General features: G+C 43.5%; 15 protein-coding genes, 1 pseudogene and 1 riboswitch. Of the genes and pseudogenes, 6 read left to right on the forward strand and 10 right to left on the reverse strand.

Features of this window, described 5'->3' with window-relative positions:
• Nucleotides 1-18: 18 nt before the first annotated feature.
• The 5 genes from EQM06_RS10510 to EQM06_RS10525 all read right to left on the reverse strand — a co-directional run bounded on the left by EQM06_RS10510 (nt 19) and on the right by EQM06_RS10525 (nt 5,296).
• The gene (locus EQM06_RS10510; RefSeq protein WP_128746396.1) at nt 19-678 is read right to left on the reverse strand and encodes a methionine ABC transporter permease; all 660 of its coding nucleotides are present in this window, start codon (nt 676-678) and stop codon (nt 19-21) included.
• Entirely contained in the window at nt 668-1,705 is a 1,038-nt protein-coding gene (locus EQM06_RS10515; RefSeq protein WP_230974955.1) for a methionine ABC transporter ATP-binding protein, read from the reverse strand. The genes EQM06_RS10510 and EQM06_RS10515 overlap by 11 nt, the downstream gene beginning before the upstream one ends.
• 130 nt (nt 1,706-1,835) lie before the next feature.
• Nucleotides 1,836-1,961, reverse strand: coding sequence for a hypothetical protein (locus EQM06_RS13280; RefSeq protein WP_269140033.1), 126 nt, complete (start codon nt 1,959-1,961; stop codon nt 1,836-1,838).
• A gap of 76 nt (nt 1,962-2,037) precedes the next feature.
• Entirely contained in the window at nt 2,038-4,047 is a 2,010-nt protein-coding gene (locus EQM06_RS10520; protein ID WP_128746398.1) for a methyl-accepting chemotaxis protein, read from the reverse strand.
• Nucleotides 4,048-4,216: 169 nt separating this feature from the next.
• Nucleotides 4,217-5,296 carry a methyl-accepting chemotaxis protein gene (locus EQM06_RS10525; protein ID WP_330548384.1) on the reverse strand — a complete coding sequence of 360 codons (1,080 nt, stop codon included), beginning with the start codon at nt 5,294-5,296 and terminating at the stop codon, nt 4,217-4,219.
• A gap of 14 nt (nt 5,297-5,310) precedes the next feature.
• Here EQM06_RS10525 and EQM06_RS10530 point away from each other — a divergent pair, with 14 nt between their 5' ends.
• The 3 genes from EQM06_RS10530 (at nt 5,311) to EQM06_RS13515 (ending at nt 6,182) form a co-directional block, all read left to right on the forward strand.
• A complete protein-coding gene (locus tag EQM06_RS10530; protein ID WP_128746399.1) occupies nt 5,311-5,580 on the forward strand; it encodes a LysR family transcriptional regulator substrate-binding protein in 270 nt (89 codons plus the stop codon).
• 136 nt (nt 5,581-5,716) lie between these two features.
• Entirely contained in the window at nt 5,717-6,052 is a 336-nt protein-coding gene (locus EQM06_RS10535) for a phosphorylase family protein (RefSeq protein ID WP_269140046.1), read from the forward strand.
• The gene (locus EQM06_RS13515) at nt 6,039-6,182 is read left to right on the forward strand and encodes a hypothetical protein (RefSeq protein WP_128746401.1); all 144 of its coding nucleotides are present in this window, start codon (nt 6,039-6,041) and stop codon (nt 6,180-6,182) included. Before EQM06_RS10535 ends, EQM06_RS13515 begins: the two co-directional genes overlap by 14 nt.
• Nucleotides 6,183-6,365: 183 nt before the next feature.
• A riboswitch (cyclic di-GMP riboswitch) is annotated at nt 6,366-6,450 on the forward strand.
• Between the two features lie 269 nt (nt 6,451-6,719).
• Here the strand turns inward: EQM06_RS13515 and EQM06_RS13520 are convergent.
• From EQM06_RS13520 to EQM06_RS10560, 4 genes and pseudogenes are all read right to left on the reverse strand, one after another.
• Nucleotides 6,720-7,739, reverse strand: a pseudogene (locus tag EQM06_RS13520) (MATE family efflux transporter); the annotation flags it as partial.
• The gene (locus tag EQM06_RS10550; RefSeq protein WP_128746855.1) at nt 7,717-8,187 is read right to left on the reverse strand and encodes a YbaK/EbsC family protein; all 471 of its coding nucleotides are present in this window, start codon (nt 8,185-8,187) and stop codon (nt 7,717-7,719) included. The gene EQM06_RS10550 and the pseudogene EQM06_RS13520, both read right to left, overlap by 23 nt.
• A gap of 135 nt (nt 8,188-8,322) precedes the next feature.
• The gene (locus EQM06_RS10555) at nt 8,323-10,884 is read right to left on the reverse strand and encodes a heavy metal translocating P-type ATPase (RefSeq protein ID WP_128746402.1); all 2,562 of its coding nucleotides are present in this window, start codon (nt 10,882-10,884) and stop codon (nt 8,323-8,325) included.
• Nucleotides 10,885-10,899: 15 nt separating this feature from the next.
• Nucleotides 10,900-11,163 carry a metal-sensing transcriptional repressor gene (locus EQM06_RS10560; RefSeq protein WP_128746403.1) on the reverse strand — a complete coding sequence of 88 codons (264 nt, stop codon included), beginning with the start codon at nt 11,161-11,163 and terminating at the stop codon, nt 10,900-10,902.
• Nucleotides 11,164-11,392: 229 nt separating this feature from the next.
• Between EQM06_RS10560 and EQM06_RS10565 the strand changes: the two genes are divergently transcribed.
• The 3 genes from EQM06_RS10565 to EQM06_RS10570 all read left to right on the forward strand — a co-directional run bounded on the left by EQM06_RS10565 (nt 11,393) and on the right by EQM06_RS10570 (nt 12,886).
• Nucleotides 11,393-12,058: a transposase gene (locus EQM06_RS10565; RefSeq protein WP_230974959.1), complete on the forward strand. Its 666-nt coding sequence runs from the start codon at nt 11,393-11,395 to the stop codon at nt 12,056-12,058.
• Between the two features lie 35 nt (nt 12,059-12,093).
• Nucleotides 12,094-12,330 carry an integrase core domain-containing protein gene (locus EQM06_RS13185; RefSeq protein ID WP_408608681.1) on the forward strand — a complete coding sequence of 79 codons (237 nt, stop codon included), beginning with the start codon at nt 12,094-12,096 and terminating at the stop codon, nt 12,328-12,330.
• A 160-nt stretch (nt 12,331-12,490) separates the two neighbouring features.
• Nucleotides 12,491-12,886, forward strand: a complete 396-nt coding sequence (locus tag EQM06_RS10570) for a pyridoxamine 5'-phosphate oxidase family protein (RefSeq protein WP_128746404.1) — start codon at nt 12,491-12,493, stop codon at nt 12,884-12,886.
• Between the two features lie 571 nt (nt 12,887-13,457).
• Here the strand turns inward: EQM06_RS10570 and EQM06_RS10575 are convergent.
• Nucleotides 13,458-14,816: a stalk domain-containing protein gene (locus EQM06_RS10575; RefSeq protein ID WP_128746405.1), complete on the reverse strand. Its 1,359-nt coding sequence runs from the start codon at nt 14,814-14,816 to the stop codon at nt 13,458-13,460.
• Between the last annotated feature and the right edge of the window lie 94 nt (nt 14,817-14,910).

A 14,910-nucleotide genomic window follows, 5' to 3' on the forward strand; every position in this document is an offset into this window, starting at 1 on the left:
TCCTCCCTACTTTCTTTCTTATTTTCTTTTATCTAAACGTTCAGACACTCTCATGCCTACAGTTTGAAACACTTGAACCAGTACGATCAGCAAAAGGACCGTGACCATCATAATATTCGTCTGGTATCTATAATACCCATAACGGACAGCAATATCCCCCAGGCCTCCGCCTCCGACCGTACCCGCCATAGCGGAGTATCCAAGAATGGTTCCTATGGCAATGGTGGCTCCTACGATAATGGAGGTTCTGGCTTCTACCAGCAGAACTCTTGTGATAATAGAGAAGGTTCCCGCACCCATGGAAAGAGCGGCTTCTACCACTCCGTAATCCACTTCCTTTATAGAGGATTCTACCATTCTGGCAATGAAAGGAATGGCCGCTACCACCAGCGGAACGATTGTAGCTGTGGAGCCGTAGCTTTTTCCTACAAGAAAGCTGGTGAAAGGGATGATTACAATCAGTAAAATTAAAAATGGAATGCTTCGAACCACATTGGCGATGAAATCCAAAACCTTGTAAAGCACAAGATTCGGTTTTAACCCCTCTTTATCTGAAACAGCCAGCAATACACCCATAGGCAGTCCAAATGCATAGCCTAACAGGGTAGATACCAACGTCATATAGAGGGTTTCGCCCGTCCCTTTGATCAGCATATTTATAATCTCACTATTCCACATCGTCCATCACCTCCTCCAGTTCCAGTCCATGCTCCGTCAAATACTTTTTTATATCTGCCTGAACAGCCTTGTCTTCCGGGATACCTAAAATCATCTCACCCTTGGCAACTCCGCCTACGTTTTTTGTATCTGCCTTCAATATATTTACAGGCGTCCCAAATTTTAGAACCATGTTAGCAATCACCGGTTCAAATGCAGAATTCTCGGAAAAGACAATACGGATTTTAGCTGTTTTTTCCAGCAGTTTTTTCTGCCTTTTTTCTCCCGTCCACGCATCTTCCTCCTTTTGCCCAATGATCAATTCCCTGGCCTTCTTGGATTTTGGATGATTGAAAATATCAACCATCGTGCCCTGTTCGATGATCTGACCTTTGTCCACAATGGCAACATGGGTACAAATTTTTCGCACCACTGCCATTTCATGGGTTATGATGACAATCGTAATCCCATATTTATTATTAATCTCTTGAAGCAGCTCTAAAATAGACTCTGTTGTCTGGGGATCCAACGCACTGGTAGCTTCATCGCAAAGAAGGATTTTGGGATTTACAGCCAAGGCTCTGGCTATGGCCACCCTCTGCTTCTGTCCTCCCGACAGCTGGGATGGATACGCATCTGCCTTATCACTTAAACCTACCGTCTCCAGTAATTGTTCCGCTTTTTCCCTTGCTTCTTTCTTTTTTACACCTTGAATAATAAGAGGAAAGGATATATTGTCGATTACATTTTTCTGCATGAGCAGATTGAAATGCTGAAAGATCATGGATATTTCACTTCTTTTTCTTCTCAGCTCCTTTTCGGTCAATTCCCCCAATTCTTCTCCCTCTATCAGAACTGCACCCGTTGTGGGTTTTTCCAGATAATTCAGGCACCGGACCAGTGTACTTTTGCCTGCTCCGGACATTCCGATAATGCCAAAGATCTCCCCTCTTTGAATTTGCAGATTGATGTCTTTCAGTGCTTCTACCTCAGTCCCCTTAGATTGAAACACTTTTGACACGTTTTTTACTTCTATCACAGGATTCACTCTTTTTTTCCTCCTTTGCCGATCTATTTCCATGAACCCTGCGGATCATATCACAAATGTAGACAGGGTTTCAAAAAATGAAGGCAGGTACACGCATGTACCTGCCTTTCTATAATCTATACGTATAAGCTCAGACTACAAATCGGATAATCAGATGCACACGCAAATAATCCATGATGCCGCACATGTACATACACATGTAATCATAGAAGTTCATCATTCTATTGTTCATCATTTGACTATTTATTATCCTCATGACTATCCTCTTTATATTTCATACTAATCCTACAGAATTTATGATTAAATATACCACGCAGGATTCCCGTTGTCAACTAGATTTTGAACTGTGAAGCGACGCCCTGCAATGCATGAGCCTGTTTTGACAGTTCATCACTGGCTGCCGAGCTTTCCTCCGCAGTGGCCGCATTGGTCTGTACCACGGAACTGATCTGTTCCACTCCGTCTAAGGTCTGCTTCAATGCTGTTGCCTGTCCCACAGATGCAGAGGAGATTTCATTGATCAGATCTACTGTCTGGGATACCCCTTCAATGACCTGTCCCAGCATCTCTCCGGTCTGGTTCGCAATCTGGGTTCCGTTCTCTACCGCTTTCACCGTCTCTTCTATCAGGTGAGTCGTATCCTTTGCTGCTTCCGCCGATTTGCTCGCCAAATTACGGACTTCATCCGCTACTACTGCAAAGCCCTTTCCGGCTTCTCCCGCCCGGGCAGCCTCTACCGCCGCATTCAGAGCCAGAATGTTGGTCTGGAAAGCGATGTCTTCGATGACCTTAATGATCTTTCCGATCTCTGCGGACTTTTCATTGATCTCCGCAATGGCCTCTATCATATGTCTCATCTGCTCATTGCTCTGATCTGCCGTTCCGCCTACCAGTCTGACCTGCTCCGAAGCACTCGTAGCCTGATCGGCGTTCTTCGTGACACGCTCGGACAGTTCGTTGATCGTGGCGGTCAATTCCTGGGTCGTGCTGGCCTGATTGGTCGCTCCCTGTGCCAGCATCTGTGCCGCATTGGCGATCTGGCCGGAGCCGCTTGCCACCTTCTCCGAGGTTTCTATAATTCGTCCTATGGTATCCTTGAACACACTGGATACTTGGAGCAGAGAGGTCTTAAGCTTGGCGAACTCTCCCTCATAGGACTGCTTTAGCTGAATGTCCAGATGTCCCGCCGCAAATTCATCCAAGGAAGCCGAGACCTCGTCGATATAATCTATGTACTGTCTCAGTCTGACTACCAGACTCCGCATGGAATCCGCCAGTCTTCCGGTCTCATCCGAGGTATTTATATCAATATCCGCATCCAGATTGCCCTTCGCCAATTCATTGGTGATATCCGTCAGCTTCCGAAGTGGGGCTACGATATGTTTCACTACCACAATCATCACCAGACACAATATGATAATTGCGGCAATATACACGAGCGAAATATTACGCTTGGTCGCGTCCGTAACCTTCATGAAATCCTTTTCAGGAATAATATAGATGACCTTCCATTTTGCATCTCTGGTCGCCTTTACCACACCAAAGCAGGCTTCGCCGTTATCCTTCAATTTGATGACCTGATTAGTCGGTTTCTGTATCTCATTCAACATCTCCTGACTAAATCCAGCCTTTTCCACGTTCTGTAACAAAAGCTTGGAATCCTTACTTGCTAAAATGGAATTGCTTGCTGAAACTAACATCTTATATGCATTTTTATAATTGCTCTTTGACTGAACTACTCTATCACTTAGTTCATTTATTGTAACATCTATAGCTGAAACACCGATTACTTTTGAGTCGCTGGAATCATACAGCGGTACGGCTACCGTAATGATCATATTTCCGGTGTCCGAATCCTGATACGGTTCTGTTATGATAAATCCGTCATCCAGTTCTTTCTGCTGGTCAAAGTAATACTCCCTATCCTTTAAACTAAAGCTGGAATCCGGAATCCACCCTGCACCGTCTAACCCCACGTTCGTCTCGGAGGTGACGACATAAGCAGATAAGATTTCCTCACTGTTTTTATCTGTAATTCTTTTCAGCGTATCATAACAGCTTGTAAATAAAGGATTTGCCGTCAACTGTTCTGTTGTGGTAGCCTGCGTAAGCAGATTCCTTATTTCCGTATTGCTTGCGATCTGATCTGCAATGGCAATGTATTTCGTAAAGTATTCATCAATTTCTGATGTGACTGCCTGCGTAGATAACTGTGCAATATCTTGTTCGTCTGTAACTGCCGTTTTTACTACAGTATTGATGGTAACCAAAGCGGAAATAATCATTGCCAGAATCGCGACGCCGCCTATGCTCACCATAATTTTTGTCTTAAGGCTTTTCATTACTTTATAGTGCTCCTTTCAGTCTGGTACACGGAGGTACCCCTAATAATAAAATTTCAGCTATACACATATTAGCACCATGCTCCCCAAAAATCCAGCAAAACCCAAAAAATTCTGACATTTTTTGGGTTTTGCTGTTTAAAAATTTTATATTTTTGATTTTTATGCCTTATTTTAGTTTAAAATGCAAAGCAACATCCTTCAAACTATTAGCCTGTTTTGACAGTTCATCACTGGCTGCCGAGCTTTCCTCCGCAGTGGCTGCATTGGTCTGTACCACGGAACTGATCTGTTCCACTCCGTCTAAGGTCTGCTTCAATGCTGTTGCCTGTCCCACAGATGCAGAGGAGATTTCATTGATCAGATCTACTGTCTGGGATACCCCTTCAATGACCTGTCCCAGCATCTCTCCGGTCTGGTTCGCAATCTGGGTTCCGTTCTCTACCGCTTCACCGTCTCTTCTATCCTTTGCTGCTTCCGCCGATTTGCTCGCCAAATTACGGACTTCATCCGCTACTACTGCAAAGCCCTTTCCGGCTTCTCCGGCCCGGGCAGCCTCTACCGCCGCATTCAGAGCCAGAATGTTGGTCTGGAAAGCGATGTCTTCGATGACCTTAATGATCTTTCCGATCTCTGCGGACTTTTCATTGATCTCCGCAATGGCCTCTATCATATGTCTCATCTGCTCATTGCTCTGATCTGCCGTTCCGCCTACCAGTCTGACTTGCTCCGAAGCACTCGTAGCCTGATCGGCGTTCTTCGTGACACGCTCGGACAGTTCGTTGATCGTGGCGGTCAATTCCTGAGTCGTGCTGGCCTGATTGGTCGCTCCCTGTGCCAGCATCTGTGCCGCATTGGCGATCTGGCCGGAGCCGCTTGCCACCTTCTCCGAGGTCTCTATGATTCGCCCTATGGTATCCTTGAACACACTGGATACTTGGAGCAGAGAGGTCTTAAGCTTGGCGAACTCTCCCTCATAGGACTGCTTTAGCTGAATGTCCAGATGGCCCGCCGCAAATTCATCCAAGGAAGCCGAGACCTCGTCGATATAATCTATGTACTGTCTCAGTCTAACTACCAGACTCCGCATGGAATCCGCCAGTCTTCCGGTCTCATCCGAGGTATTTATATCAATATCCGCATCCAGATTGCCCTTCGCCAGTTCATTGGTCATAGCAGTCAGTTTTCGGAGCGGGGCAACGATGCTTCTGGCAACAAGAGCAATGACCGCAAACAGAAAGCGGATGATGGAATCTCAGATATATTGAAAGCCATCAGATCAGACCTAACGTCCGCTTTGTTGAAAAAGAGGATTATGCGATAATGGCTATGGTGGACAATGGGCTGGGAATCAGTGTGCTGCCGGAGTTGGTGTTAAAGGATACGGCTCGTAAAATTGTGATTAAGAAACTGGATATTCCGGCGTACAGGGATATAGGAATCGTTGTTAAAAATAAAAAAATGCTTACGGCCTCAGCGCAAAAGTTCGTGTCATATGTGCAGGAATGGATCACAGAGGAATATAATTCATAGTGGAAGGAGTGAATAAACTTATGGGTAGACCAATCGGAATCCTTTGCCCTTGTGAAGGAGAATTCAAGCCGTATGAAGAGGCTTTTAAAGAAGAAACAGGAAGAGCAGTGCGGGGCTGACCTTTTTAGAGGGAACCATAGCCGGCACTCAGGCAGTCTTTGTAGTATCCGGCGTGTGTAAGGTCAATGCAGCTCTTGCGGCGCAGATGATGATCGATATGTATGAAGTGCGATTCCTTATCAATTCAGGAACAGCCGGCGGTATGGCACGGCACGTTGGATTGCTGGATACCGCCGTATCTACGGAAATCTGTTACCACGATGTCAATCCGGTAAACTTAGTAGAGCTATATCCGTTTATGGCTGCGGAGACCCCATACTTTAAAGCGGATGAAAAACTGCTTCAAGCAGCAAGAATAGCAGAAGGACATCCCTTTACTCAGAATTCATTTTGGACGGATGGCCACAGGTGAAAAATTTGTGTGGACAAAGCGAAAGGAAATCAATGAACAATTTTCACCCTTATGTGCCGATATGGAAACTGCAGCCGTTGCGCATACTTGCTATGTAAACAAGGTCCCTTTATTGCAGTGCGGTCTATAACGGATACGGAGGAGCACAGCGGGGTCGACAATTGTGAAGCCAACTTTCTGACAGCAGCCAAGCGTTCAAAAGAGTTTGTTGTACAGCTGCTTCAAGAAATATCAACAAATAATTTATAATTTGACAGAAAATTACAGACCCAAATATTGCTAAAAAACCGTTTCCGTGATAATATATCTGATAAGAAGATAAGGAAACGAAGAAATACATATTTTATGTGGGCATCTTAATATGTATGGAGTCAGTGATGCAACCTGCCGTATCTCCGAATTGAATAAAACTTAAGCAAAGGAGAAGGAACGCATCAATGACAAAAAAAGCAAGCATTAAGACAAAGCTCGTACTTTTTTTCGGACTACTGATTTTGATAATGGTCTTTATACAGGGAGTGGTATCTTTTGTTGAACTGACGAAAGCCCATAACTCGGCGATTGCAGCAGAGAAGCAAAAGTTTGATGTAGAGATAAAACCAGTGTTGACAACCTCAAAGCACGGTTCCGCCAGTAAAATGACCAGAACTTCCAGAACAATGGTAAAGCCGCAGCTCATGATCATTCCGTACCGAACGCCGCCCAAAATTCGTTCCGGCTTTTTCGCACCGAAGTTCTGTCCGGTAAACGTCATGACTGCCAGACTAAAACTCATAAAAGGCAGTATAATAAAGCCGTCCAGCCTGCTGAATGCGCTCCATGCCGCCATCACGTCGGAACCCAAACTGTTGATATGACTTTGAACCACAATATTGGAAAAATTGATGACCACACTTTGCAGTCCAATAGGTAATCCCAATGCAATAATCCGTTTTAAAAGAAAGCCTATGCTCCCCTTATCCTTTTCCTCTGACTGTACCGGATAATCCGATTCTTTCACCGGATCTTCTGTTTTCATCCCTGCGATCTTCTTTTTAATGGCTATAAAGACAAGGGCTGCCGCCAGAGCTTGGGCAAGACATGTAGCAATGGCCGTACCCTCAACATCCATACCAAGAATTCCTATAAAAATAAGATCCAGCACCACATTTACCACACAAGCTGCGCTGAGAAAATAAAGAGGGGTTCTGGAATCCCCCATGGCCTGCATACTCGCAGCCCCCATGTTATAGATCAGCATGGGCAGCATACCGGCGAAACAAAAAGTCAGAAAGCTGTTTGCCTGCCGAAAAACATCTCCCGGCGTATCCATCCTACTCAAAAAATCAGAGGAAAAGATCACGCCCATTACGGAGCACAGAATTCCGAAGAGCACCGTAAAGATGGCTGCTGCACGGATTGTTTGTGCCAATTTTTTATTGTCTCCGGCACCTACATACTGTGCCAGTATGATTCCGGCACCGTTTGCCATGCCTGTAAAAAAGTTGACCATCAATATGGTGATGGAAGACGCCGTACCCACCGCCGCCAAGGCTGTGCTTCCCAGAAACCTTCCCACAATGATGGAATCTGTAATATAGTACACCTGCTGTAAAAAGTTTCCCAGCAGCAGCGGTATCGCAAAAAAAAGAAGCTGCTTTGGAATGCTGCCCTCTGTCAAGTTATTACTGCCAGTTTTTGCAAACATCTATCCACCCCTCAAAATCAGAATATTGTTCCAGCTCATCTATAGTCAGCTCTATGGCACTGTTACTGCTTCCGCAGGCCGGAAACACCGTCTCAAAACGTTTCAGGGATTCATCTAAATAAACCGTGACATCCTCTTGTATTCCAAAAGGACAGACCCCTCCCACAGCATGTCCTATCCGTTCCTCAACTTCCTCCGGGCTGAGCATCTTTGCCTTTGTATGAAAGGTTCCTTTATATTTTCCGTTGTCAATTCTGGCATCTCCCGCCATAACGATCAACACCGGTTTTTCTTCCACCTTGAAGGACATGGTCTTCGCAATCCTTTCGGGTTCACATCCTACTGCTGATGCGGCAAGCTCCACTGTTGCACTGGACACATCAAACTCTAAAATCCGGTCTTCCATATTGAATTTCCTAAAATATTCTCTGCACTTTTCAATCGCCATCTCTTCCTCCATCTATTATTCTTCTATGTTTATTTCTTTTCCATTTTACCATTAGTTTTTCAAAAAGAAAACTATAGCTCACAATTCCTTATAAGCTACAGTTTTCATTGTTCCGACTATTGATTTAAAAGTTCCCTACTCGATGATTTGTGTCACGGTGTATCCTGCCTGCTCCACAGCGGCTTTCAGCTCTTCTGTAGACACGGAAGAAGGGATTTCTACTTTTGCTTCCTTGTGATCCAGATTCACATCTACCGTAGCACCCTTAAAGGATTCTAAAGCCTCCTTCACATGCTTTACACAGTTCTGACACATCATTCCATCAATTTTTAATGTTACCATTTTACTTTCCTCCTGATTTTTAAATGTATTTTCTTCGGCCATTAGCTGACCTGTATACCGGTTATTATTCCCATCGGCGCCCCCTTTAAACATCTTTAACCGAAGAGCATTTGATACCACAAACACGCTGCTGCAGCTCATGGCTGCTGCGGCAAACATGGGATTTAAGCTCCACCCGAATAGGGGATAAAAAACACCCGCCGCCAGCGGTATGCCCAGACAGTTATAAAAGAAGGCCCAGAACAAATTCTGTTTTATATTTCTGATAACAGCCTTGCTTAGCCGGATGGCGGTTACCACATCCAACAGATCATTTTTCATCAGAATAATGTCCGCACTCTCCACTGCCACATCCGTACCTGCTCCGATGGCAATGCCTACATCTGCCCGAACCAGTGCCGGAGCATCGTTGATGCCGTCCCCTACCATAGCAACCTTTTTGCCCTGTTTCTGCAGGTCGGACAAGACCTTTTCCTTTTCCTGAGGCAGGACTTCTGAAATGATCTGATTCAGTTGGAGCTCTCTGCCGATTCCCTCGGCGGTTTTTTTATTGTCTCCTGTCAGCATCGTGACCTGAATATTCATATCCCTCAAGGCTTTAATAGCACTCTTGCTGGTGGATTTGACCACATCTGCAACTGCAATAATCCCGATTAAATTCTTAGAATCAGCAAAGAGCATCGGCGTTTTTCCTTCCGAAGCCAATTGATCCAGCCGGGTCTCGTGCAGGGAGACATGAATACCATTCTCTTCCATCATTCTTTGATTCCCGGCCAAATAGGTCTGATCTCCAATGACTGCTTTTACCCCTTTGCCGGATACAGATTGAAAATCCCTGACCGGCTCTATAGGGCTCTGCTCCTGCTCTATATAGTTCATGATCGCCTCGGCCAGCGGATGCTCGCTCCCCTTCTCCAGTCCTCCTGCAATAGCAAGGAGCCTTTCTTTCGTCACGTGAATTGGCAGGACATCTGTTACAATTGGTTTTCCCTCTGTAATGGTCCCGGTCTTATCCAATACCACACAGTCTACGCTGTGTGCCAATTCTAAAGCTTCTCCGGATTTTATTAAAATACCGTTTTCCGCACCCTTGCCGGTACCCACCATAATGGCTACCGGCGTTGCCAGACCCAATGCACACGGGCAGGAAATGACCAGGACGGCAATCGCTTTGGATAGAGCAAATTCAAACGCTGCTCCCGTCAAAATCCATACGGCCGCAGTGAGCACTGCAATGCCTATGACCACCGGAACAAAGATCCCTGCTATTTTATCCGCCAGTTTAGCGATGGGTGCTTTCGTTGCACTGGCATCCTCCACCAGCCTAATGATCTGCGAAAATGTAGTGTCTGCCCCTACTCTTGTAGCTTTAACTTTTATAAATCCAGACTTATTGGTAGTCGCTGCGATCACATCCATGCCCGGTTCCTTGTAGACCGGCAGGCTTTCGCCTGTAATGGCCGCTTCATCCACACTGGTGTTTCCCTCCAGGATCGTTCCGTCCACAGGGATGCTGCTTCCTGGCTTTATGAGAACGATTTCTCCGGCTGCCACTTCTTCCACCGGAACCTGCAGCTGCTGTCCCTGTCTTTCCACCCATGCGGTTTTAGGAGCCAGATCCATTAATTTAGTCAGAGCTTCACTGGTTTTCCCTTTCGATCTTGCCTCTAAAAACTTGCCCAGCGTAATTAACGTCAAAATGGTTGCGGCTGATTCAAAATATAAGTCCATACTATATTTTGATACCATGTGCATATCCGCCATTCCCATTCCATAGCTCATCCGGTAAATAGCGAAGATGCCATACAGCAAGGCTGCCGAGGAGCCTATGGCAATCAGGCTGTCCATATTAGGTGCGCCATGAAATAAGGTCTTAAATCCTTTTGTAAAATAATTTTGGTTGATATATACAATCGGCAGACACAGCAGAAATTGCGTGAACGCAAAAGTGATTGCATTTTCATGGCCCATAAGGAAGCCCGGCAAGGGCAGATGGAGCATATGACCCATAGCAAGATACATCAGCGGAATCAGAAATCCAAAGGAGATCCACAGTCGTTTTTTCATATTCTGTAATTGCTCTTCTACCGGATTACTTTTGGAACCTTCCGCCTTTATATCTTTTACCTTTCTCAAATTTTGCGATTCCTCCAAAGAAGCACCGTACCCTGCATGTTCTACCGCTGTAATGATCTGTTGATCGGATAAGGCGCTTTCTTCGTATTCCACCTGCATGCTGTTTGTCAACAGGTTTACGCTTACATTCAAAACTCCGGGGAGCTTCGTCACACTTTTTTCAACGTGTGATGAGCAGGCGGAGCATGTCATGCCGGTCACGTTAAATTTTTGTTTCATCCCTTCATCTCCTGTCTATTTCATTATCTTACCCAACATCCCGATTAATTCATCGATTTTTTCTTCTCTTTCCTGTGCCGTCTCCGCGTTATTCACACAAGATTTAAGATGTGCCGATAAGACCTCTCTGTTCGTAGTATTTAAAATAGCGGCAGCCGCCATAAGCTGATGTGAAATGTCAATACAATATCTGTCCTCCTCCACCATTTTTATAATGCCGTCAATCTGCCCTCTAGCTGTTTTCAACAGTTTTAATACTTTACCTTTATCTGCTTTCAATAGAAGAATCTCCTTGTCATTTAGTATTTAACCACCCCACGGGGGTGTAGTTATAATTTACAATAAAAAAAACATTTTGTCAACCCGTACTCTACAAATAAAAAGGGATTGGGTGTAGGATTACAATACATGTGTTACATTAAGACAAAAAATAAATACGGGAAACGCTAAAATTGTGTTATGCTTAATTCCTCACAAACCAAAACATCACAAATTGGAGGTCTCCCGTATGGCAAGTATAACACAAGATATGAAATATCGTCTATCCTTAATTAAATATGCTCAAAGATTTGGCGTTACAAAAGCTGCTATCAGATATCATCACAACAGGCAATATATTTATCGTTGGTTGCGTAGATATGATGGTTCTATTGAGTCCCTGAGAGAACTTTCTCGTAAGCCTCATTCCCATAAAAATCAGCATACTGCAAATGAGCTTAAACTCATTCATGATATGCGTCGTAGGAATCCAAATGCAGGTCTTGTTGTCTTTTGGGTCAAACTGCGACAGCGTGGGTATTCCAGATCCATTACTGGGCTTTATCGAGTACTAATCAAGCAATCTTTGATCCCTAAGAAACCTCAGAATCCTAAATATATTGCTAAAAAATATGAGCAAATGGAGTATCCAGGTCAAAGAGTACAAATTGATGTTAAATTTGTTCCATCCTCTTGCCTTGTTGGCGAAGCTTCTGATAAGAAATTCTATCAATATACTGCTATTGATGAATTCTCTCGTTTTAGATATCTTGCTGCTTTTGAGGAACACAGCTCTTATTCTGCTTCTGAATTCCTTAAACAAGTTATTAAAGCTTTCCCATTTAAGATCGTGTTCAGACCGATAATGGACAGGAATTTACAAAACGTCTTGGTACTTCTAAAAATCCAACGTTAACGCTATTCCAACGGACTCTTAAGGAACAAGGTATTATCCATAAAATGATAAGGCCTTATACTCCAAGACATAATGGTAAAGTGGAACGCTCACATCGTAAGGATAATGAATATTTTTATGCGATAGCAAAGTTCTACTCATTCAATGATTTTAAATTACAACTAAAAAAGCATAATGCAAACTACAATAACTTTCCTATGCGCCCTTTGGGCTGGGTTTCCCCAAGAGAAACTCTATTTAATTTTTTGAAGCACGGTGTAACATATGTTTGACAAACCTACATACTCTACAAATAAAAAGGGATTGGGATTCTCTGAAAATCAAACTAGAGATATATAAATATATTATACTTGTATATATCGTTACAGGTTATATAATAATATTATACAGATTACACAATTTATACTATAAAAACAGGAAAGGAACAATGCCATGCAAAAAGTATTGAAGTATTTACGAGAAAATCCGTTTTATATCGGAACCTGTGACGGAGATCAGCCCCACGTCCGCCCTTTTGGCGCAGTGGCAGAATTTGAAGGAAAGATTTATATCGTCACCAGCAATCAGAAAAAGTGCTATAAGCAGATGATACAAAATCCGAAGGTAGAGATCAGCACCATGAGCAAAGATGGTACATGGATTCGAATAGAAGGAAAAGTTGTTCGTGATGATCGAAGAGAAGCCCGCGTCCAAATGATGGACGAAAACCGCGAAGCATTGAGCGGCATGTATTCTGTGGACGATCATCTCATGGAAGTACTGTATCTCCAGGACGCTACCGCAACGATCTATTCTTTTACAAAGGAGCCGGAAGTAATAAGCTTCTAATAGGATTTCGTTACGAGCTAACACATCAGATGGGGAAAGGGGGCAGAAAATGCCTCCTTTTTTTTGCATAATTTTAGCATAATTAGTATAAATAATTTGTGACTGAATATATATTACTAACCTGATTTTCTGCCTTTTCATATCTTTTACCGCTTCTCTATAGCAAAATAGGACTTACCTGCTTCATTTAGCTCTTATGAATAACAACGGTAATGATTTTCTTTGTACACTGCTATTAATTCAAGCAGCCGGGATTACTGCTTGGTGGCTGGTCACTTTCCTGTCAGGAGGTGATGTTATGGTTACATACGAATGTCTTTTCAGTTATTCTCTTGTAATTATCGGAATTATCTCAACCTGTATCACGATCATGCACAAAAAATAGAACAACCACCTAAACCGACAATTCAGATGGCTGTCTATTAAATATCAGTCTTTGGACTAACCACTATCCCTGAAAGCAGTAATCCCTTGCTAGACTATACTGTATATATTTATGAGTAAACACAATTTTTATTCTGATTCTTTTTCAAGAAACACAATTTTTTATATCAAGGCCTTAGTATTCCCTTTACTCCCTTGATAAAATCACAATATCATACCCGTCCTTTGAGCTATCCGTTTCATACAGCTCTACAATATCGCCCTGTTTCAGATTTCCCGTAAAGACTTTATATTCTTCGTCACTGGTTACTTTATACATCACTGCATTACTGGATATCTGATAGGTCTTTCCACCTATCACAACTGAACTTCTTGCATTGGCACTTTCTGTCACTCCCTGCTGCACATCTGCTTTGATCTTATCTGCGGAAAGCGCTGTATATTGTGAATTCAAGCTGATCTTATATACGGCAGTATTGCTGAACCCATTGCTGCTGAGTTTAGGAGCACTCCAATCCTGTACGGTGCTTTTGTCATTCGTCAAGGTGTCCATTTTTTTGCCGTCTATAAATCCTACTATTTTTTGTACCGTATTTCCGTCATCGTTACTGCTTTTCCAACACTCATTTAAAACAGAATAACCCGTTGAAGCTGTCTTGGTATCTGTTTTTGAGCTGCCGGATTGATTGTTTCCGGTGTTACTGCTTGTGTCTGATGTCGTACTGTCCCCGGCCGGTATGGTTTTTCCATCTCTGTTTAAGAGTACAATATCGTAAGCCTTGTCACCATCCGTATCATATAAGTTTACATAATCATCCTGCTTTAAGTTGCCGCTATAAACCCTATATGCCTTATCCTCCGTCCATTGATACATGACTACCGTCTTTTCAAGGTCATATTTCCCAGAAGATAGCGTTACGGAGCTCCTGCTGTCACTGCTTTCCACTTTTCCTGATTTGGAAGCTGAGACCGCATTCACTTTCGTCATGTTTCCCTGCTGGTCCACTTTTGCCTGCCACAGCTGAGGAGATTCTATTTTAGCGGATATGGCATTATAATACGAGTAGTCTATCAGGATATTCATCGTCTTGCCGTCTTTATATCCAATCACATGAGCCATTTTATCCCCATTGACGTTTGCATCCTTGTCACATTCATTAAAAACGCAGTACGAGGTGGTATAGGTCACTGCAGAACTGGTTGAAGTATTTTCTGACTCGGCCGGCTGCGTCCCTGTTTCTCCTTTTGAACTCGTCGTAATCTGCACAGTTTTAGTGGTATTGTCATAGTCGATACCAATCCCCAGTAATTCACTTACCTTTCGAATAGGAATATAGGTTGTCCCTTTGTAGTTGATACTGAACGGCACGATACTACCGTCTGACAGCTGATAGTTTTCTCCCAGCTTCACCGCATCCTTTCCATTCACAGTTATATTTGCTGCATTGAACTGTGCCTGGATGTTATCCGCCAGTGCTGTTGTTGGAATAACCAGCAAACAGGCTAAAATAAACCCCATAATAAACCCCTTACACTGTTTTTTCATTTTAAACTTCCTCCTTTTCCCAATAAAAGTTAAAATATGTTACTTGCCTACATTCTATACCTCTTCGGGAGCACAATCAACCTTCTTTATGCAA

This window comes from Aminipila luticellarii, assembly GCF_004103735.1.
Lineage (GTDB): Bacteria > Bacillota > Clostridia > Peptostreptococcales > Anaerovoracaceae > Aminipila > Aminipila luticellarii.